Origin of the sequence: Flavobacterium sp. UBA6195 (genome assembly GCF_002422095.1) — a bacterium.
In the GTDB taxonomy this organism is placed as follows: domain Bacteria; phylum Bacteroidota; class Bacteroidia; order Flavobacteriales; family Flavobacteriaceae; genus Flavobacterium.
On the sequence record NZ_DITB01000015.1, the window covers coordinates 11,905 to 32,755 of the forward strand.

Annotated in this window: 19 protein-coding genes; 4 read left to right on the top strand and 15 right to left on the bottom strand. The window is 34.0% G+C overall.

Going from position 1 to position 20,851, the window contains the following annotated elements; all coding sequences use genetic code 11:
- Positions 1–123 precede the first annotated feature (123 nt).
- Entirely contained in the window at positions 124–921 is a 798-nt protein-coding gene (lptB, locus tag B4I81_RS01065) for an LPS export ABC transporter ATP-binding protein (RefSeq protein WP_291106506.1), read from the top strand.
- A gap of 244 nt (positions 922–1,165) precedes the next feature.
- Here lptB and B4I81_RS01070 read toward each other — a convergent pair whose 3' ends face one another.
- From B4I81_RS01070 to B4I81_RS01085, 4 genes are read right to left on the bottom strand one after another with little or no spacing between them, the layout of a single operon-like run.
- Positions 1,166–2,017 (bottom strand): glycoside hydrolase family 25 protein, encoded by an 852-nt coding sequence (locus B4I81_RS01070; RefSeq protein ID WP_291106509.1) that lies wholly within the window; start codon positions 2,015–2,017, stop codon positions 1,166–1,168.
- Positions 2,017–2,757: a CDP-alcohol phosphatidyltransferase family protein gene (locus B4I81_RS01075; RefSeq protein ID WP_291106511.1), complete on the bottom strand. Its 741-nt coding sequence runs from the start codon at positions 2,755–2,757 to the stop codon at positions 2,017–2,019. The genes B4I81_RS01070 and B4I81_RS01075 overlap by 1 nt, the downstream gene beginning before the upstream one ends.
- Positions 2,758–2,775: 18 nt before the next feature.
- On the bottom strand, positions 2,776–2,928 hold the full coding sequence (locus tag B4I81_RS01080; RefSeq protein WP_178138327.1) for a hypothetical protein: 153 nt from the start codon (positions 2,926–2,928) through the stop codon (positions 2,776–2,778).
- Positions 2,915–3,499 (bottom strand): zeta toxin family protein, encoded by a 585-nt coding sequence (locus tag B4I81_RS01085; protein ID WP_291106514.1) that lies wholly within the window; start codon positions 3,497–3,499, stop codon positions 2,915–2,917. The genes B4I81_RS01080 and B4I81_RS01085 overlap by 14 nt, the downstream gene beginning before the upstream one ends.
- A 178-nt stretch (positions 3,500–3,677) precedes the next feature.
- Here B4I81_RS01085 and B4I81_RS01090 point away from each other — a divergent pair, with 178 nt between their 5' ends.
- Both B4I81_RS01090 and B4I81_RS01095 read left to right on the top strand, forming a co-directional pair.
- Positions 3,678–4,709 carry a PorV/PorQ family protein gene (locus B4I81_RS01090; protein ID WP_414655070.1) on the top strand — a complete coding sequence of 344 codons (1,032 nt, stop codon included), beginning with the start codon at positions 3,678–3,680 and terminating at the stop codon, positions 4,707–4,709.
- Positions 4,710–4,969: 260 nt separating this feature from the next.
- Positions 4,970–6,073 carry a DUF4105 domain-containing protein gene (locus B4I81_RS01095; protein ID WP_291106516.1) on the top strand — a complete coding sequence of 368 codons (1,104 nt, stop codon included), beginning with the start codon at positions 4,970–4,972 and terminating at the stop codon, positions 6,071–6,073.
- 51 nt (positions 6,074–6,124) lie between these two features.
- On the opposite strand, the gene B4I81_RS11850 is transcribed toward B4I81_RS01095, so the two are convergent.
- The 3 genes from B4I81_RS11850 to B4I81_RS01105 form a co-directional block, all read right to left on the bottom strand.
- Positions 6,125–6,301 (bottom strand): LytTR family transcriptional regulator DNA-binding domain-containing protein, encoded by a 177-nt coding sequence (locus B4I81_RS11850; protein ID WP_414655071.1) that lies wholly within the window; start codon positions 6,299–6,301, stop codon positions 6,125–6,127.
- Positions 6,244–6,771: a LytR/AlgR family response regulator transcription factor gene (locus tag B4I81_RS01100; RefSeq protein WP_291106518.1), complete on the bottom strand. Its 528-nt coding sequence runs from the start codon at positions 6,769–6,771 to the stop codon at positions 6,244–6,246. The genes B4I81_RS11850 and B4I81_RS01100 overlap by 58 nt, the downstream gene beginning before the upstream one ends.
- Positions 6,772–7,165: 394 nt before the next feature.
- Entirely contained in the window at positions 7,166–7,807 is a 642-nt protein-coding gene (locus tag B4I81_RS01105; RefSeq protein ID WP_291106520.1) for a hypothetical protein, read from the bottom strand.
- A 159-nt stretch (positions 7,808–7,966) separates the two neighbouring features.
- Here B4I81_RS01105 and B4I81_RS01110 point away from each other — a divergent pair, with 159 nt between their 5' ends.
- Positions 7,967–8,716 (top strand): tyrosine-protein phosphatase, encoded by a 750-nt coding sequence (locus B4I81_RS01110; protein ID WP_291106522.1) that lies wholly within the window; start codon positions 7,967–7,969, stop codon positions 8,714–8,716.
- On the opposite strand, the gene B4I81_RS01115 is transcribed toward B4I81_RS01110, so the two are convergent.
- The 8 genes from B4I81_RS01115 to B4I81_RS01150 all read right to left on the bottom strand — a co-directional run bounded on the left by B4I81_RS01115 (position 8,703) and on the right by B4I81_RS01150 (position 20,711).
- Positions 8,703–11,081, bottom strand: a complete 2,379-nt coding sequence (locus tag B4I81_RS01115; protein WP_291106524.1) for a GumC family protein — start codon at positions 11,079–11,081, stop codon at positions 8,703–8,705. The two genes, B4I81_RS01110 and B4I81_RS01115, sit on opposite strands and share 14 nt — an antisense overlap.
- Before the next feature lie 11 nt (positions 11,082–11,092).
- Positions 11,093–11,866 (bottom strand): polysaccharide biosynthesis/export family protein, encoded by a 774-nt coding sequence (locus B4I81_RS01120; RefSeq protein ID WP_291106526.1) that lies wholly within the window; start codon positions 11,864–11,866, stop codon positions 11,093–11,095.
- A 166-nt stretch (positions 11,867–12,032) separates the two neighbouring features.
- Complete coding sequence (locus tag B4I81_RS01125; RefSeq protein WP_291106528.1) at positions 12,033–12,245, bottom strand: hypothetical protein; 213 nt, start codon at positions 12,243–12,245, stop codon at positions 12,033–12,035.
- Between the two features lie 44 nt (positions 12,246–12,289).
- A complete protein-coding gene (locus tag B4I81_RS01130) occupies positions 12,290–17,311 on the bottom strand; it encodes a hemoblobin-interacting domain-containing protein (RefSeq protein WP_291106530.1) in 5,022 nt (1,673 codons plus the stop codon).
- A gap of 344 nt (positions 17,312–17,655) precedes the next feature.
- A complete protein-coding gene (locus tag B4I81_RS01135) occupies positions 17,656–18,795 on the bottom strand; it encodes a DegT/DnrJ/EryC1/StrS family aminotransferase (RefSeq protein ID WP_291106532.1) in 1,140 nt (379 codons plus the stop codon).
- A 116-nt stretch (positions 18,796–18,911) separates the two neighbouring features.
- A complete protein-coding gene (locus tag B4I81_RS01140; protein WP_291106534.1) occupies positions 18,912–19,403 on the bottom strand; it encodes a sugar transferase in 492 nt (163 codons plus the stop codon).
- Between the two features lie 319 nt (positions 19,404–19,722).
- A complete protein-coding gene (locus B4I81_RS01145) occupies positions 19,723–20,022 on the bottom strand; it encodes a GIY-YIG nuclease family protein (protein WP_291106536.1) in 300 nt (99 codons plus the stop codon).
- 173 nt (positions 20,023–20,195) lie between these two features.
- Positions 20,196–20,711 carry a YdcF family protein gene (locus B4I81_RS01150; RefSeq protein WP_291106538.1) on the bottom strand — a complete coding sequence of 172 codons (516 nt, stop codon included), beginning with the start codon at positions 20,709–20,711 and terminating at the stop codon, positions 20,196–20,198.
- Between the last annotated feature and the right edge of the window lie 140 nt (positions 20,712–20,851).

Here is a 20,851-nt window from a genome sequence, read left to right on the forward strand (position 1 = left end):
CACATTGACAAATTGTCTAATTGACACATTATTTCTTATTTTTACAAAATATTAAAACATTGACACATTGCCGAATTGGCTAATTGGCATATCGCATCATTGTCTAATTGACACATTATCATAATGAAATTAAGAGCAGAAAATTTAGTTAAAACCTATAAAAAAAGAAGTGTAGTTAAAGGAATTTCCGTTGAAGTAAATCAAGGGGAAATCGTGGGTTTATTGGGACCAAATGGCGCCGGAAAAACCACTTCGTTTTACATGATTGTAGGTTTAGTAAAACCAAACAGTGGCCATATCTACTTAGATGATATGGACATTACCAATTATCCCATGTACAAAAGAGCTCAAAATGGTATTGGCTATTTGGCACAAGAAGCTTCTGTTTTCAGAAAATTGAGTATTGAAGATAATATTTTGAGTGTTTTGCAATTGACAACGCTTTCAAAAGCCGAACAAGAAGCTAAAATGGAAGAGTTAATTGCTGAATTCGCATTAGAACACATTCGTACCAATCGTGGGGATTTACTTTCAGGAGGAGAACGTCGTCGTACAGAAATTGCACGTGCTTTAGCAACCGATCCAAAATTCATTCTGTTAGACGAACCTTTTGCAGGAGTTGACCCTGTAGCAGTTGAGGACATTCAAAGAATTGTTGCCCAATTAAAAAACAAAAACATCGGGATTTTAATTACTGACCATAACGTACAAGAAACCTTAGCGATTACAGACAAAACCTACTTAATGTTTGAAGGAGGTATCCTAAAAGCCGGAAAACCTGAGGAACTAGCGTCAGATGAAGTAGTAAGACGTGTTTATTTAGGTCAAAACTTCGAATTAAGAAGAACTAAAATCGATTTTGAAGCACCAAAAACCACTATCATTCACGGTAAAGGAGAATTGAATTTGAATAAAGAATAATTCTTTTGTAGCGCAAAGTTTCACGAAGTTTAGCACAAACAAAGTCACACAAAGTTTTAATATTTATTATTGCGCACTTAGTTATTAAAGAGATGTTTAACAGCATGACAAACTTGGCGTATAATCCAATATGAACCATACCAAGCGCAACGCCATACAATCAATCAACACAAAACAAACCTTTGTGTATGTGTTTAAATAATTAGTGCCCATTGTGTCTTCCTTGTGTCCTTAGTGGTTAAATTTATCGAATACACTTCAACAACAACTTATTCTTATCGCCATTAAAAATATTCACATCCACCATACCTTCAATTCCCTGAATTTGGGCTTTCTCAGTAAATTGCCAAAACATCCAATCGTCTTCTAAATGATTGCGCCAAAAATTATAATTGGCAATCCAAAGCGGATAATCCGAAAACTCTTTTTTTAAAAAATCATTGTAATAACTTTCTCCGGAATAGATGATGGGCTTGACTTTATAATGCTTTTCTACCTTTTTCAACCAGCGACGTAATCCTACTTTTAGACTATCAATCGATTGTGATTTAGATAATTTTTCTATATCTAAAACAGGCGGCAAATCGCCTTTTTCTAGTTTTACATTTTTGATGAAGTTATTAGCTTGTTCAATAGAATTTTCATTAGGACGATAATAATGATAAGCGCCACGAATGAGTTGGCGTTCTTTAGAGGCTTTCCAATTTTCTTTGAATCGTTTATCTACTTTATTTTTTCCAGCGGTAGCGCGAATAAAAACAAACGACAACTCAAACGATTCATCTATATGATAAGTTTGTTCCCAATCAATTTCACTCTGGTATTCTGAGACATCAAAACCTATGGCTTTGTCATCGTGTTTGTGTAAGACTTCATAAATTCGGATATCGGCTAATTTTCGTTCTTCTTTAGAAAGTGTAGCTACATTTTTATCGGTTTTAAAACCTAAATAATACAAGAAACCATCGCGAAAGGTATAAATTCCAATCGCAACAAAGAGCAACAAAATAAAAGAAATAAGATAGAAAATCCATTTATTCGTGCCATTGGATTTTCTTTTAGAAACAGGTTTTCTTCTGTAACTTTTGGACGCCATTACGCCTTAGCCGTCATTTTATTACTGATTACCGAAACTAGCACATAACTAATGATAATCAAAGGAATAGCTACAAAACCTAGAATAAAAAAGGACACCAAAGAACCAATTAAAAATAGGATTTGCATTTTATATTTTGACCAAGTAAATTCTTTAATTTTTAAAGAAAATAAGGGGATTTCGGCATTTAAAATATAAGCACTAATTAATGTAATTACTAGTAAAACATAAGGATTGTATAAAATAGCCGTCAACATTTCAAAATCATTTGCGTATTGAATCATCGGAATGCTCATGATGACTAAAGCATTTGCTGGCGTTGGTAGCCCAATAAAAGAATCCGTTTGACGGGTATCGATATTAAAATTTGCCAAACGATAACATGAGGCAATGGTGATTAAAAAACCCAAATACGGCACAAATCCCATATAAAACGTCTCTTCTGTTAACATATACTGGGGTTGGGTTTGCTGAATATCTTCAAAAAGACGAAACATCATCAAACCTGGAACTACACCACAAGTAACCATATCGGCTAAAGAATCCAACTGCACACCTAAAGGGCCAGCTACATTGAATTTTCTCGCTAAAAATCCATCCCAAAAATCAAGAAAAATCCCCAAACAAACAAAAATAAAGGCTTCGTCAAAATAACCTCTAAAAATGGCAATAATAGCTAATAAACCAGTTGACAAGTTCAAAAGCGTAATAGCGTTTGGAATGTGTTTTTTAATTTGCATGTTCAAAGTTTAGAGGGATTATTCAGGTTTTATGTGTACAATTTTTTTTCCTTTTAAAACAACCAAATCACTATTCATTTGTTTCTTGAATAAGATTAATTTTTCATAAACTTTGTCCATACCAGCCAAAATCTTAACTTGTTGTTCCGAAATATTTTTATTTTTTTTCATAATAACTTTTTAAAAAATTAAACTTTTGTTCGTTTAAAACGATAAGAGAAGACATTGTTGATTTTGAAGCTATTAATTCAGATTTCATTTGAGAATTATCAAAAATCATCAACTCATCAACAAGTGGAATATAAATTGAAAATAAATTCTTAATCCCATTGATATACCTTCTCTCAATAACATCTTTTGGAATGTTATGTCCTCCTTCTAAAACACGCGTAGCAACTCTTTCTTTTGCCAAATCTATAGTCTGCAACCAAAAAAAGAGCAAAGTAACAGTATAGCCTTTATTTCTTGCCAATAAAATTTTATTTTTATAACTCTTAGTTGCTAAAGTAGTTTCAAATGCAAAACTTAATTCATCTTCTAATAAATTATTTATTCGACTAATCATGATTCTACCAGCTTCAACAGCTACCTTATCAGGTTGAAATGGCGACAAACCTTTTGCAATTTCATCAGCGTTAACAAATTCTTTACAATCTAAAATCTCTGGTAATATGGTAAAAGACGCAGTAGTTTTACCCGCACCATTACATCCAGCGATGACATAAAGATTTTTATTTTCCATCACAACAAATATACCATTTTTCAAAAATAATAAAGAATACCTATTCTTAATTTAGAACAAAGGTAATACAATAAGTTAATACTTTTAGAGTTTACTATTTGAGAAATTTATTTCATCTTTGTAAAAAAAATTGGCATTGAAAAAGACCACTTTATATTTTCTAATTTGCTTTAGCTGGATGGCATATGGCCAAACCGTCCGAAAATATTCCAACGAATTCATGAATATTGGAGTAGACGCTGCGGCTTTAGGAATGTCAAATGCCGTAGTTTCACATACAGGGGATGTGAATTCTGGCTATTGGAATCCTGCAGGTTTGTTGAAATTGGAAGACAAACAATTCGCTTTGATGCATGCCAATTATTTTGCAAACATTGCACAATACGATTATGCCGGTTTTGGTATGCCCATAGACGATCGAAGTGCCTTAGGAATTTCGCTAATCCGATTTGGAGTGGACGACATTCTAAACACTACCCAATTAATTGATAGCGATGGGAATATCGACTATAACCGAATCTCGTTATTCTCTACGGCCGACTACGGTTTTACAGTTTCCTATGCCCGTAGCTTGCCCATTGAAGGTTTAAATTATGGCGTAAATGCCAAATTAATTCGAAGAATGATAGGGGATTTTGCCAACTCTTGGGGATTTGGATTCGACCTAGGAATCCAATACATCAGTGACGAGGAAGATTGGAAATTTGGCTTGATGATTCGCGACATCACCACTACATACAATACTTGGACTATTGACGAAGAAAAATATCAAGAAATTGCCGATGCCATTCCAGGGGAAAATCAAGAATTACCTGAAACTAGCGAAATTACATTACCTAAAGCGCAATTAGGAATGTCTAAAAAATGGATTATTCGTTATGATTATAGTTTGTTAGCAGCAACTAATTTAAACATGCAATTTGCTAAAACAAATGATTTAATCTCAACTAATGCTGTAAGTATTGATCCAGCTTTAGGGTTAGAATTTGGCTACATTGATTTGGTTTATCTTAGAGCTGGCGTTGGAAATTTTCAACAAATTACGCAAATAGACAATACAAGAAAATTAAGTTTCCAACCCAATATCGGATTAGGGTTCAAATACAAAGGCATCCAAATTGATTATGCTTTAACGGATTTAGGCGATCAAAGTGCTGCTCTATATTCCAACATATTTTCCTTAAAAGTAGATTGGGAATTGTTTAGGTAATGAGTAATAGGTGATAAGTATTTAGTTATAGGTAATGGGTCATAGCAAACAAACCTGAAACCTGAAACAAAAACATTACAAATCTAATGTGAGTTATGTCTAGTGAAACGCCTAAAAATAGAGACAAAGCTAATCTAATGTGTCTATGTGTTGAAAAAATCCGCTAAAACCAGCGATTCGCCTAGGCGAACCCGTTTCATCCGCGTGCCAAAAACCTGAAACCTGAAACTTGAAACCTGAAACTTGAAACAAAATACGGTATGACTAAAAAACTACTTTTAACACTTTCAATACTACTAAGCACCATAGCTTTTTCCCAAAACATTTCACTTTCTGAAAAAGCAAAAGTTAGTATTTTAACTTGTGGTCTAGGCCCTGAATCGTATGCTATGTATGGTCACACTGGAATTCGAATTCAAGATAGTATCAACGCAATTGATGTCGTTTACAATTATGGCGCTTTTGATTTTAGTACACCTAATTTTATTGGTAGGTTTATAAAAGGTGATTTACAATATTTTGTTACCAATGGTAGTTTTATTGATTTTTATTACAATTACCAAGCTGAAAACAGAGAAATAATTGAACAAGAATTGCAACTAAACCCTATCCAAATCAATAGTTTGTTCCAACAATTAAATCATTCGGTTTATAGTGAAGAACGTTATTACACCTATAAATTCATCGACCGAAACTGCACTACGATGGTAGTAGACAAAATTAATGGCATTTTAGGAAAGGAATACATAAAATCAAATACAACTAACCAATCGTATCGGGAAATATTATATCCTTATATGACTGATTTTTACATGAAATTAGGAATACAATTGATTTTTGGTACAAAAGTAGATGAACCTGCTACCCGCTTATTTCTTCCATACGAATTTAAAGATGCTATTTCTACGACAAAAGTTAATGGAAATCTGATTGAAAAAAACAACACAACCCTTCTTAAAGTTACCTCATCAGAATTACCTTTTAATTGGCTTAATTCTATTTATTCATTGATTACCATTTTGTTAATTTTAGTATTTTTAAACAAAAAATGGATACAAATTAGCTACTTTGTTTTAGCTGGAATTTTAGGTGTATTCTTTTCTTTAGTTGGTTTGTATTCCTTACATGAAGAAGTATTATGGAATTATAACATATTATTATTTAACCCGCTTTTATTAGTTTTTGCTTGGTATCTTAAAAAAGGAATTAAAGATAGAATTGTTTTATTTGGAAAAGTAATTTTAGCCTTATTATTAGTGTATTTAGCCTATATGACTACAAAAATTCACTTTGAAATTGTATGGCCTTTTATCGCCTTACATTTTTATTGGATAGGAAAAATTATTTTACAAATAAAAAAGTAAAGCGAATACCTACAAATGTAATTATTTAGCTATATATGTTTCATTATGAAATTATTTAAGATACTTTAAAAATGCTTCTTGCCTTCTTTTAGCCACTGGTATTAATACTCCATGAGAAAGTTCACAATACAACCCATCTTTTTTTGTGATTTTTACAATTTTTTTTACGTTTATGATATAAGAGTGATGAATTCGAAAAAAATGATGCTGTAGTAAAGCATCTTGTATACTCCTAAATTTTTACTGGAAAGTACTTCTTTTTTATTTTCTAAAATGAATTGCGTGTATTTTCCATCGGCTTTACAATATAAAATATCATTAATTTTAATCAAATCAATTTTATCAGTTGACGTAATGGTTAAAATTCCACTATTCGTATTTTGAAATTGAAAATTTCTTTTTTGATTTGAACTAAAATTTTGAAAGTTCGTTTCCATTTCTATAGATTGTATTACTTTACAAAGGGAAACCATTAGAGCATTCGGTTGCAAATCGTCTAGCAAAAAATCTATTGCATTGCATTGAAATGCATCATAAGCTTTCTTTTTATCATCTGAAATACAAATAAATTCAGGAAGTGGGTTATCTACTTCTTTCAGTAAATAAAAGGAATTTAAATTTTCATCTGTTGGGTTTAAAAAAACCAAATCGGGTTGGTATTCGTTAATTAGCTCAATAGCATCTTTCAAGTGTTCCACCTGTGCACAAATTGCAATAAGTATAGGATTTTCTTCTGCAAAATTTAAAAGCTGTTTTACAACTTCCGTATTGGTATCAATGATTATTTACTTTAATAATTTCATGTGTTAGTATTACACTATTTTTTAACTATTTACACTTGTAAGTTAACAAAAGTTATTTTTTTTCTAATAAATTATATATGTAAATATAGGGAAATAATTAATTTACGTGTGTACTTTTAATTTATGTTTTTTTTATTGTTAGCGATAAAAAAATAGGTCACTTAAAATCCTTTATAAAAAAACGAAGTAAAAATTTAATTTGGATAATTCCTAAATAAATTAAAAACAATTAATGAATGATATTAAGTGAACATCCCAAATTAAAATTTACATCAAAACAGCTTTCTAATTAAAACCAATCGGAATGATATCTATTTTCCCCGATATAATAAATCAAACCAATCGATAAATTATAAAAATAACCTGTCTCCGATAATTTAGAATTATGAATTGGATATCCATCAAAACCATATAATTGTTTTAAATTGATATTATAGGTAAAATCTGTAACAATTGCAATTTTATTATTTATTCTATACTGAGGTGTAATCCCTAAACCAATAATATTTGTTTTCTCTGATTCGAATTGAGGTTGTAATGAATTTGCAAAACCAATAGAGCCATCAAAATGAATTAATACACCCAAATTATCTCTTGTTAGATAAGTTAAGCCTATTTTTTTTCCAGCATTATATACAAATGATGCTCCTATTGAATTATATTGAATCCCAATTACACCTCCAGGATCATTCACAAATTTATCTGATTTAAAAATTAATTTAGTACCTACATATTCTGTAAACATATAGCGAAGCCCTACTTCAAAATGATTAAACCCAGAAAAGTTAGAATTAAATTGTTTGTTATAAGGCTGGATAGCCCCATTGTATCCATAATTCAATTCTAAAGAAACATTATTCAAATTGAATTGAGAATAAACAGTAGAAGTACAAAATAAAAAAAGTGCGATTGAAAAAATTTTTTTTACCATTAATAAGATTTTTGTAATAATAAATAACTCACAGAGACTACTTTGAATACGAAAAACGTATTGCACAAATAAGCTACATACTTAAAAAAAGATTTCGATAATGAATAAAAAATACTGAATTAAATGTATTTTTGATAACTAATTTTAATAAATATATAAATGTTTTGGATTCCTAAGAAAAAAGTTTTTTGGAAAGACCTTTGGAAAGATGGATGTATTGATATACATAACCATTTACTATGGGGTATTGATGACGGGTCAAAATCTTTAGAGGAAACAATAGCGTTATGCAATGGACTACAAGAATTAGGAATTACAAAAGCAATTGCTACACCTCATACGTATCCGGGACTTTGGAATAATTCGGCTTTAGATATAAATGAAGCATACAACGTTTACAAAAATAGCAAAACAACTGATTTTATTATTGGAGTTGCTAGTGAATATTTAGCAGAAAGTTATTTAGAACAAGAAATCCAACAAAACAGTATTTTAAAACTTCCTGGAAACCATATTTTAATAGAGTTTTCAATGCTTTTCCCACCTTCTGACCGCATAATGGAGTCGCTTTTTCAACTAAAACTTAAAGGTTACAAATTAATATTAGCCCATCCAGAACGTTATTTATATTGGAAATATAATTTACAAAATTTCGAACAATTAAAAACCTTTGATTTATATTTTCAAATCAACAGCCTTTCGCTTTTAGGATATTATGGATCCGATGTAAAAAAATTGAGTATCCAATTATTAGAAGCTAATATGTATGATTTTGTAGGTACAGATACTCATAGAATTGAAAACATCAATTTTATGAAAAACAATCCGTTACCACTCCAAAAAAGTCACTTAAAGGAACTTGAATTGATAATAGAAGGGAATCAAATATTTGATATTACCTCTTTTTAACAATTTGCTTTACAAAAGACTTTATTTTTTCAAATCGCGACAAATACTTAGAATTAACATCATAGCCATAGCCATAATTATACTGATACGAATATGCATAGCCCTTACCATATCCTTCATTTTGACCAACATTATTAAATACAATAAAAGGATTAGCAATTTTGGATTGGTCCTTCAAATCAGTGATGTATGACATCAATTGTTTATCCGTATAATTGGCTTTTATTAAATACAATACAATATCAGCATATTTCGTTATAATAGTAGTATCTGCTACCAACAATGTAGGAGCGGTATCAACTAAAACATAATCGTATTTTGCTCTTAATTCTTCTAACAACTGCCCTAATTTTGCATTTGAAAGAATTTCAGTAGGATTAGGCGGTATAACACCAGAATAAATTACATCTAAAGAGATATCATTTATCACTTCCTGAACTATACAAGTATGGGTAGCGATTTCAGAATTTACTAATAAGTCAACTAAACCTAGCTTAGCTTTTTTAGAATTCAGTGCTTTATGCAATTGAGGATTACGTAAATCGGTACCCACTAAAATCACTTTTTTTCCTAAAGCAGCTAATGACAAAGCTAAATTAGTAGCTACAAAGGTTTTCCCTTCTCCTTTGATGGTAGAAGCGGTATATATAATTGGAGATTTTGTAAGTTGTACAGGTAAAACAAAATCTAGATTTGCTACTAATATTCGGAACGATTCAGATAAAACAGTGTGCTCATTTTTATGTACTATTTTACTAGCTTCTTCGATAAAAGGGATTTCCGCTACAATAGGAACTGTAGGGAGTCCATGTTGAATCATTTCTTTAGTATGAATCTTAGTATCAAATAAATAATAAACAAAAAGAATTCCAAAAGGAACTAACAAACCCAATGAGAATGCTAATAAAAAGGCAACACGGCGCTTGGGAGAAAGCGGGTTTTTATCTGCTATAGCTTCATCGACTATTTTTATAGAGGGATTAACAATGGCTAAATTAATACTTGCCTCTTCTCTTTTTTGCAACAACAATAAATATAAAGTTTCTTTTATTTTTTGTTGTCTTTCAATCGATCTTATCATTTTTTCCTGATAAGGCAAAGCACCATATTGAAACTCTTGTTGTTCTTTCACCCTATCTATTTCCTGAATTCTAGCAGTCAAAACACTTTGGTAAGCTTTTAAAGAATATTTAATATTCTCTTTCAAATTAATCTGCATACCAATTAATTGTTGCACTTTAGGATGATTTTCACCAGCTGTCTTTATGATTTTTTGACTTTGCAACACAATTTCATTGTACTGTTTAATGAGTTCATTAACATTCATCTCATCTAAACCAATATTAACTGGAAGCAACTCATTCGGTTTAACCTCTCTTAGGGCTTTAATAATAATATCACTAAGCAAAGATTGTGTTTTAGCACGCTCATATTCAGCTGTAGTTTGCGCTTTAGTAGTAAGCAACACTTCTGAATCACCCTCAATAAAAGATAATTTCTGATTGCGCTTGTAATTAGCTTTATTCAATTCTATCGTATCCAATTCTTTGAATAAATAGTCAAATCTAGAATTAACAAAATCAATTGTCTTTCTAAAAATTCGTTGCTTATCTTCACGACCGTCTCGATCAAAAACCTCGTTTAATTTATTGAGAATCGCATTATTTTTTTCAATAAGTGGCCCTTTAGTAGAAATTGCTAAAAGTTCGCTTTCTTCCCCTACTAAATTCACTTCTATATTAGCTTTTAAACGAGCTACTGCATCTTCAAACGAAGATTTCTTTACTTGTAAAGTCCTTTTGTTTTTGTGAAGCACAATAGGTGCATTCACTTTCATTGCTATATTATCCACATCATATACTACGCCATAGGAACGTTTTTTCCCATCTTCATTCCAAACATATCCTTTCGAATCATAGTTTATATTCCATTCACCCGAAAACTCATCTACCTTTTGTTGGTCACCTATCCATTCAATGGTAGGTATATTTTTCCCATATTCCTCCGCAATACGAATTTTACCTTCTGAGAAAAATTGATTGTACAACTGCAATTCATGAACCACCTGACCTATTAAGCGATTGGATTTGATAATTTCTTTTTCATTTTCAATATTAATTTTACTTCGCATGAAAAAATTGACTCCACTTGTCGGCATCTTAAAATCGGAGTTAGAATCATCTAATAATTTGATTATCGTTTTGGACTGATACACATTACTTTGATACCTCAAATACAAACTCACCCCCATCATGGCAATAACAACTCCAATTACAAACCAGTACCAAAAAGGTAAATACTTAAAAAATTCTTGTTTTAAATCAAACGATTCTTGTTCGTTTTCATGCGCAGTAGATGCATCCATAAGCGAATAAATTAAAGGCTTCTAATAATTAAAAAGGAAGATAAAATAACAGAAATAGTACCTAGTAAAGTACCTGCATTACCAATGATACCGGCAGATTTCACTTTAGCAGTATTCGGATCTACTACAATTACATCATTCGGCTTGATAAAGTAAAATGGAGAATTCATCCAATCTTTTTGGGTTAAATCAATTTCACCCACCAATTGCTGATTATTTTCCATACGAACGACTTTGATATTTTTACGCACCCCTGTTATATTTAAGTCGCCAGCCAATCCTAATGCTTGCAAGATTGTTAAATTATTTTCATAAAAGGTATAAGTTCCAGGGCTTCGTACTTCTCCTAGGATGGTGACTTTAGCATTTACAATACGGCAAACCACTACGGGATTTTTAAGTAATTGTTTCTCTGTTAACTCCTTTTGAATTTTCTCTTCAATTTGAGTATAAGTCAGTCCTTTAACCAGAATAGTTCCTAACACCGGAATATTGATTTCGCCTTCATTAGACACCAAATACCCTTGTAAAAGTAATTGCGCTCCTTGAATGTTTTGTTGCGCCCCATTTACAGCAGACAAATTATACGGTATTGCCAATTCCATATCCTCAGCGGTAATTTTGACACTTAAAATATCATTCGGTTGCACAATAACATCTGACCATTGAAAATTAGCGCTATCACTAGCTTTTAAATCATTTAAATAGAGTATTTCTTTTTTTGAAACACAAGAGGTTAAAACCAAAAAAAAAACAAAAAACAAAGGTAAAACTATTTTATTCATTTAGTAAATTATAAATGGCAAAGTTAGGTTATATTTTATTGACTTCAAAATCATTTTACAACAAGCTTATTTAAAAATAAAATCATTTAAAATTAGCCCCCATTTGTTTTGAAGTTAATTCAAATAAGAGCACTTGAAAGAAGTATTTTGAATACTAAAATAAAAATTAATTTTGTTTTTTAAATTCTGTTGATTTTTCAATAAAATACCATCCAGTTACAATCCCAAAAAAGAGAAGTGGAATTAGAAAGTCATCAATAGGAGCTGCAGGCTCTTCAGGATTTAAAGCTTCATTCAATTCATCCTCATCTATAGGAGCTTCATCTGGAGTATCAAATTGAGCATAGGATGAAAAAGCTACAAGAAGAAAAAAAATCAAAACAAAATGTTTAAATATGATTTGGAAGTTACTATTATTATTCATTAATAGTGTATTTTTTTATTAATAATTCCTTTTGATGTTGTTATTTTAAGAATCAATACCTGATTACTTGAAATATACTGTTTTATTTTATAGATTGTCTCATTAGTAGATGATGTAAAAAGTACTCGTCCGAGCGTATCCCATACTTCTACTTTTTCTAAAGGCAACTTACCTGCATCAATTATCAAGTCTCCCTCATGCTTATAAATAATAACAGAATTGTAAAATTGTTGTAAATCCTCACTTAAAAAACTATCGGTATACACAATTTCAAATCGACTATTAAAAACACCCGCATTTGAAGTAAATGTGTAAGCACCATTACTAGTATTATGTATAGCACCCGTTGTATTATCCTTTATAAAAATAGGAGAATTAGTACTGTCTTCAAAACAACCCTCTTTGTTACCCATTATAAAAGTATAAGTCCCCGCTACATCTGTCTTAAAACCAAGAGGAACCACATCGGAACTATCAAAAGGCAATGAACGTGCTTGTATTATATATTCATCATTAGCTAAAATAGAAGTTACAGCAAGCGGGCTATCGTTAAAATATTTTGCATCTAAAGCTTCATCAATAGCCATAGTAGCACCCTCAAAATATCCTATGAGGGTTTGCCCTACTTGCTCATTATCTTTGAGCAAGTTTAACCAAAAACGATGAGCTGATGCAGTATTTATCTCAGGTGTATCATTTGTTGTTCTTAAAAAAACACTTGATACTCCGTTAGCAGAAACCCGCATTGAATTTGTAAAACTTAATGAAGATGCATTGTTTGCTTTCACAAAAAAACCTTGACCAACTTCAATATTAGAAAAAGGACCATTTGCACCATTTCCTACATAACCCGCTCCTGTTAAGGTTCCATAACCAGACCCAAGTGCTCCGTTTCTTTTTCTGTAAAAGTAAAGAGCAGTACCTATAGAAGGGTTTGCCAACTTAAATGCAGCAATAGAAATTGGAGAGGGATAGGGATTTCCAACTAAATTATATCCATTATTTACTGTTGACAAAGAAACCGTAATATCACCTGTATTTGGCACCCCTACAAAAACACCTTCAAAACTAGTTCCTGCTATAGAACTATTTATATAATCTGGCCAGTTATTTGGCATTCGAATTAAATACCCTTTCGCTCTATGAAAAACTTTAGTATTTACATCAGTTGTTGTAAAAAGTTCTTGTACATAGGCTCCGTTTTGACCACTGGACGTATCATAAGAATAGAATCTATTGTAAAGAGTTTGAGGTGAAAAATTTCTTAAATTTTGATTTAGTACAGGAGACGACCACAATGTATAATCTTGACGATAAAGGGGATGAGAATATCTTTTAACCGTAATTGGCCCAACGTTTTCAGCTGTAGTATTATTTTGAATTAGAGCTGCTCCACTTTCTACGATAAACTTCGTAGCATCATTAGTTGCATTGTTTACTTCATTAGCCACACGTAATGTTTTTCCTGTAGTTACGATTACCGAACCACCTGAATTTACTGTAATGGATTTAGCCTCTAATGAAGTGGTCATCGGAAGTGCTCCATTAACAATAGCATTCATATCTAAAGCTGGCGCTTCATTTGACCATGTATTACCGTCCCAAATTGTAGTATCAGGTCTTGTAATAACTTGAATTTCATTAGAATTTGCAGATGAAGTTGATCCATTTTTGGCACGAACACGGTAGTAATAAGTAGTAGATGGGGTTAGACCAGTCACATCTTTAAAAATAGTAGGTACGGTCACTGAAAATGGTGAATTAGTAATTGGAGTTTCTACGATACTAGTACCATTATAAGTGTAAGTTACAACAATCTTGCTAAGACGTGCAGCAGAACGACCAGTTAAAGTTGTATTTTGTATTACAAATTTAGAAATAGCTGATAAACCAGATATTGAGGTAGTACCTGGTGTATTGGTAAATGTTCCAGTACCAGCTGCTGTAGTAGCATTGTCAACATAATACGCATAGTTAGCAGTTTGAGTACCAGAGCCTGTTACAAAATCAACTTTAGTAACTGTAATACCACCTGTAATATTTAATGTAAATGTATTCCCATTACCAGCTAGGGTATTACCATATAACCGTATACCTGCACCAGTATCATAATATGCAGGAGCAGTACCTGAGTCGTTTTGTTCTGTTGTGAAACTAAGAAGACCACTGCTAATAGTACCTGAAGGTAATGTTTCAGCATTGGTGTAACCGTTATTAGCAAAAACATTTGTTACTGTTGCTTCCGTTGGTGTTGTATTTGATATTTTAGTATACACATCAAGCTCATAACTTGCTGCACCCGGCATGGCATTCCAATTGGCTGTAAATGAAGTTGCATTTACATTTGTTGCTAGTGTAGCCACAGCTAATGGTGCTCCTAAATTAAATGGCGCTGAAGTCACCGAAGTTAAACCAGGACTGGTAAATGTAATGGTTGCTCCTGTAACTGCGGCTATATTTGAAGCAGTTAAACCACTGTAAGAAAGCGTTCCTGACACAGCATTTATTGCCGTAGTTCCTCCTATTATCCATGCTCCAGCTCCTACGGTAGCTGTTACAGTTGCCGTACTTTCAGTCAAATTTCCATATTGGTCTACTACAAGTAATTCGGGTTGAATACTTAAAACTCCCCCATTAGTATTTGGAGCCACTGGCTGCGTAACCATTAATAATTTAGCAGGAACCCCATGTCCTAAACTCTGTGTAACTGGGGCATCATTATACCCATTAGCTTTAATAACAATATTTTTATTTGCTGTACCCGTTTGTAATAAACTAGCTGGAACAGAGGCAGAAGGTGTAAAGGTAATTTTACCCGATAAAGCAGCATAACCATCTGTTAATGTAGTTCCGTTTATTGAAATTTGTGTTATAGCCGCACGCCAAGCCGAATCATCCGTAAAGGTAACATCAAAAGGTGCATCAACAGTTGCATTTGATGCTGCAGTAAGAATTGGAGGTGATTGTAATGGTATAATTGTAATTACCCCATCTGCCGGTGTCAATGTATAATTAGCTGCTGACAATAATGAGAGTACTGGTGTAATAGTCACTCCAGATGTCCCTGCAACTGTGCTAGTTGTGTAAGTTGTATTGTAGGTAACTGAACCTGAAAGTACCGAAGCATTTTCACCATTAACAAAACCAGTAGCAGTGTAAGTGCCTGCACCAGTTACTGTGTTGACTGCTGTACCTTGAAATACTGATTGATTATTAGCTGTTATAGTTAAAGCTTTACGAGCAACACTGTTTCCAGAAGCGGAAGTAGTGATATTTACATTAGTTGCCCCGGTAGAACTCAAAACAATATTTTTAGAATTATATGATCCTGCAACAGTGGCTGTAGCTTTTAAACGAACACTCAATGTACCACTAGCACTACCAGCTGTCTGTGTAAATGTAGCAGTCGTTCCATATGTTGTACCATCGGCTGAAACTTCAAAACCTGTTGGGGCGGTAGCTACAAGATTAGCAGTCAAATTGGCACCAGAGACAGCAAAATTTTGAACCGCCGAAGCTGTTCCGTAAGTTGTTGTAAAGGTAGTTGCAGTAGTAGCCCCCGTAATGACAGGTGATGGGCCAGGAATATTAAACGTATTTGAGGTTACTCCTGTTAAGCCTGTACTTGAAAACGTTATGGTTGCTCCCGTTACTGCTGCTGCACTGGTAGCTGTTAAATTTGTAAAAGTAGCCACCCCTGCCGAAGCACTTACGGTTGTGGTTCCTCCTATTGTCCAAGTTCCTGCCCCTACAGCCGCTGTTATAGAAGCGGTGCTAGTTGTTGCATTTCCATATTGATCTAAAACAGTTACCTTAGGTTGTGTAGCCAAAGTCCCTCCGTTAGCCGTTGGTGCTGTTGGTTGCGTATTCATGCTTAATTTATTTGCTGCTCCAGCCCCAATGGTTTGTGTAACCGTTGCGTTATTGTATCCTGTTGCTGAAACTATGATGCTTTTAGAGCCAGCCGCTTGTAACAAAGTAGCCGCTGAAGGTGTAAACGTAATTTTACCTGCTGAAACCGCATAAGCCGAAGCTGACAAAGTCGTTCCTCCTACTGAGATACTCGAAATGGCTGTTCTCCAAGTAGCATTATCAGTAAAAGTCACATCAAATGGTGCATCTACTGTAGCTGAAACTGCTGCAGTTAATGATGGAGGGGGAGAACCTGCTGAATTTGCCTGAATAATTAAATCATCAATAGCCAATATAGGACTACTATTTGTAGTTCTTGACCAACGAAACATAATCTCTGAACCAGCTGGAACATTGACTGTTAATGTGTTTGATATTGCTGTTCTGTTTGCTGGATTATTACCATTTAGAGGACCTGCAGTCCCATTATTTGGAGCTGCAAAATCAAATTGAGTAGCTGGAAGCCAAGTACCACCTGTTAATGCAGTTACTGATGAGGCCACTTGATATTCAAAAATTAAACTCCCCGCATTATTTTGTCGCCACTGCTCTCCTGTGAAACTAATATCAAAAGAAGCAATTGCAGTTGAGCTATTATTCTTTAATCGAACTCCAAAATATTGTGCATTACCTCCAGATTGAAGACACCCTAAAGCTCTATCAGTTATGGCGGAAAAACCCGCTACACCAAGATTCAAAACTGCTCCTGAAGTATTACTACCTGTTGAAATAAACAACGAGGTAATAGATGGAGAAATATACCAATTTGGCAAAGTAGCCGTCGTATTATTTGTCCAAGAAGTCGCCGCTGTTGAACTTAATTGATTAAAATTTTGCGTGTAAGTTTGTGGCAAACTAGTTATACTGACTTGCCCAAAAACACTTTGTTGGACTCCCAAACTAAACAAGAAAATGAAAAAAACACTAGCTAATGCTGGTTTTTTCATAATAAATAAATTACTGTTTGAAAATTGCTGTTCAAAATTACTACAGCTCGTATTGGCGTTTCTCTTCTGTTCTGTTTTTTTCCCAAAAAGAACAGAAAACAACAACTTCATGCTCCATATTACAAGCAAGGTTGCATTCTTGAAAGATAATTTTTTTTCCATTGGCATACTTTTTTGGTTGGCAGTCCTTTTTTGTCATTTCAACATTGATTTTAAAAAGACATTTTGGTTGTTTGTTTTACTTAAATAATTCTCCAAAAATAGGCTATTCTTATTAAAAAAAAAAAAAATTTTGTTAACAAATTGAAAGGATTTTGTTAAAAAGTCGGTTCAAGCCTCCCTTTATTCCTTTTTTTGTATTTCTTTTCTTTCCTTTTATTAGCTTTTTTCTTTTCTTTCCCTACAAGTTAACTGATCCGCTCTTTTTCTATTTTAATTGGTCCCTGATTTTAAATTTCCTTCACTTATCTTGGTTCTTGTATTTTTATCTACTAAAAAAACACCGCTTACTTTTGAAACACTTGATGAATTACTTTTTCTATTCGTTCTCTATCCTCGTTTGATAAGTTTGATCCCGAAGGTAAGCATAATCCTTTTTCAAATACAGCTTCTGCTACGTTCGTTCCATAATAAGGACATGAAGCAAAAACGGGTTGAAGATGCATGGGTTTCCACAACGGCCTTGATTCTATGTTTTCCTTTTCAAATGCCAGCCTCAATGTTTCTCTAGTGATCCCTTGTGTTTTTGCGGGATCAATCAAAATTGCAGACAACCAATAGTTTGCTGTTGTATTGGTTGGTGTTTCCATGACCTGCACCCCTACTATGTCTTGAAAAACTTCTTTGTAAAAAGCCTGCATGCTTTGTCTTGCTTTGACATGCTTGTCCAGTACTTCCATTTGTCCTCTTCCAATACCGGCACATACATTACTCATACGGTAGTTGTATCCAATTTCGCTATGTTGATAATGTGGCGCTTGATCCCGTGCTTGTGTAGCTAAGAAAACTACTTTTTCTTTTACTTTTGGATCAGGGGTCACTAAAGCTCCCCCACCTGAGGTTGTAATAATTTTGTTTCCATTAAAAGACAGAATACCTATATCACCTAAGGTACCACAAGCTTGACCTTCATAATAGCTTCCTAACGCTTCGGCACTGTCTTCAACAATAGGAATTTCGTATTTTGTTGCTATGGCTTTTATTTCCTTTGCCTTGAAAGGGACACCATATAAATGTACTGCAATGATTGCCTTTGGTTTTTTTCCTTTTTTGATTCGGTCTTCAATTGCTTCTTCCAATGCCTTTGGAGAAATGTTCCAAGTTTCAGGCTCGCTATCTACAAATATGGGATGCGCTCCTAGATAAGTAATAGGATTGGCTGATGCGGCAAACGTCATGCTTTGACAAATGACTTCATCTCCTGCTTTCACTCCTAACACGATTAATGCTAAATGCAATGCAGCCGTTCCTGAACTTAAAGCTGCTACCTGAACTTTGTTTCCTAAATAGTGCTCTAAATCTTGTTCAAAACCTGTTACGTGAGGTCCTAAGGGTGCTATCCAATTGGTATCAAAAGCTTCTTGAATAAATTTTTGTTCGTTACCCCCCATATGAGGTGAGGATAACCAAATTTTAGGCTGATTCATTTTTGTTTATGTTTATGCAAATATATTCTTTTTTCTTTTGTGAGAAAATAGCTTTCAGAAGAAGTTTATTTTTACAAGCTATTTCACCTACGTGTTCACTTTTACTTTTTACTCTTTTAGCCATTCCCTCCTTTGTTGGCATTCTGAATTAGTTGATCAACATCAACAGAAAGATTACATATAGTATAGCATATTATCAGAAAATCGAGTTTCCTCTTTTTATTTTTCACATACCATTTGTTAATTCTTACTTTATCGGGCCAAATTACCTCATCATTGTATTGTAACGGGTTGGATTGCTGGGCTAGAAGTTGTTCTTCTTTTCTATATTTCAGGGAAGCCAACCCTGTAATTCCTGGTTTTACGGTTAGTATGATTCGGTCCTCACCTTTTAATTGATCCGCATAACCAGGCACGTCGGGTCTTGGTCCTACCCAAGTCATTTCTCCTTTAAGTATATTAAATATTTGAGGAAGTTCGTCTAGTTTGGTTTTTCGGAGAAAACGTCCCCAAGCATTGGGTTGGATTTTCCCTTTAGGGATGGTTCTCAGTTTGTATATTGTAAAGGGACGTCCTTCTTTGCCTATTCGGGTTTGTTTGAACAACATAAATTTGTGAATTTCTTTTCAAAGATAGGGATTTATTTTATTGGGGCGCTATGTTCTGCGGTGGCTTCGAGGGAGGCGGTGGCTTCGAGAGCCTCAGCCACCGGGAAAAAAGCCTCAGCGACCGGAGGAGACTCAGCCACCGAAAAAAAAGCCTCAGCGACCGGAGAAAAAGACCTCAGCCACCGAAAAAAGAACTCAGCGACCGAGGGGGAAGAAAGACTCAGCTACGGTTCTGCGGTGGCTTCGAGGGCCTCAGCCACCGAAGGAGACTCAGCCACCGGAGGGGGACTCAGCTACCGGGAAGGTGGAGGGTACGATTTTATTTATTGAAATCTAAATCTCTGTATGCTTTTGCGAGTTGTGGTAATGTATGTGTCGCTCCTTCTATTAGTGCTTCTTTCTTTTTTCTACTCCAGCCTTGTACTTGCTTTTCTCTTCTAAAGGCTTGGTCAATTCTGGTATATTCTTCATAATAGACTAATAGGACTGGTAGTCTTTTTTTGGTATGGTTTGCTCCTTCTCCTTTTTGATGTTGCTCTAGTCTTTTTTCTAAATCTATGGTGCTTCCCGTGTAATAGGTCCCATCTGCACAAAGTAAAATATACATGTAGCCTTTCATGGTTTTTATTTTTTAATTCTTTTCATTTGGTTTTGGGGTGGCTTCGAGGGGGGCGGTGGCTTCGAGAGCCTCAGCTACAGTTCTGCGGTGGCTTCGAGGGCCTCAGCCACCGGAGAAGAAAAACTCAGCTACCGGAGAAGGACTGGGGTACTGAAAATGGGGTGTGTTTTGGGTTACCAGCTGTCTTTGTAGTATTTGAGTTTTTCTCTAAGGTAGGTGTTCATAGCTGAAAGGGAGTTGTAGGATGGTAGTGTGAATCCGTTGTAGTCATGAGGTCCTTTTTTGATGTTGTAATTGGTGGGAGCGCCTTGCATGTGTATGCCTGCTTTTTGGTAGAGCATTAAAGCTCTAGGGAGATGTAAGGCGTCTGAGACGACAATTCCTTTTTTGTTTTTACCTAGCTTTTTAATGAAGGCATCGACTTCTTCTGCCGTATTGCTAGGTGTAGTAAGGGTTAGGATATTTTGCTTTGGTATACCTAAGGCAATGGCTGCTTTTTTTACTACTTCGGCTTGTGTGATTCCTCCATATTTGGTGTTTCCTGAGGTCACTATTTTATAATGAGGTAATTGCCGAGCTATTCTTATTGCTTCAACTAGACGGGCTAAGGTAGTGGTATTTAACTGACTGGTAGGTGCTAATAACGTATCTGCACTAAAACCTGCCCCTAATACGTGGATGTATTGCATTTGGGTGGTATCGCAATTTTTGATGTTCCACTGCGGTACTTTGGCTTCTTCGAACGCTATTAATTGGGCCGGTAGATACCGGGTTGTTATTAACAGTATCAGTAGTATTAACCCCCATCCTACCTTTGGAATGGTTTTTA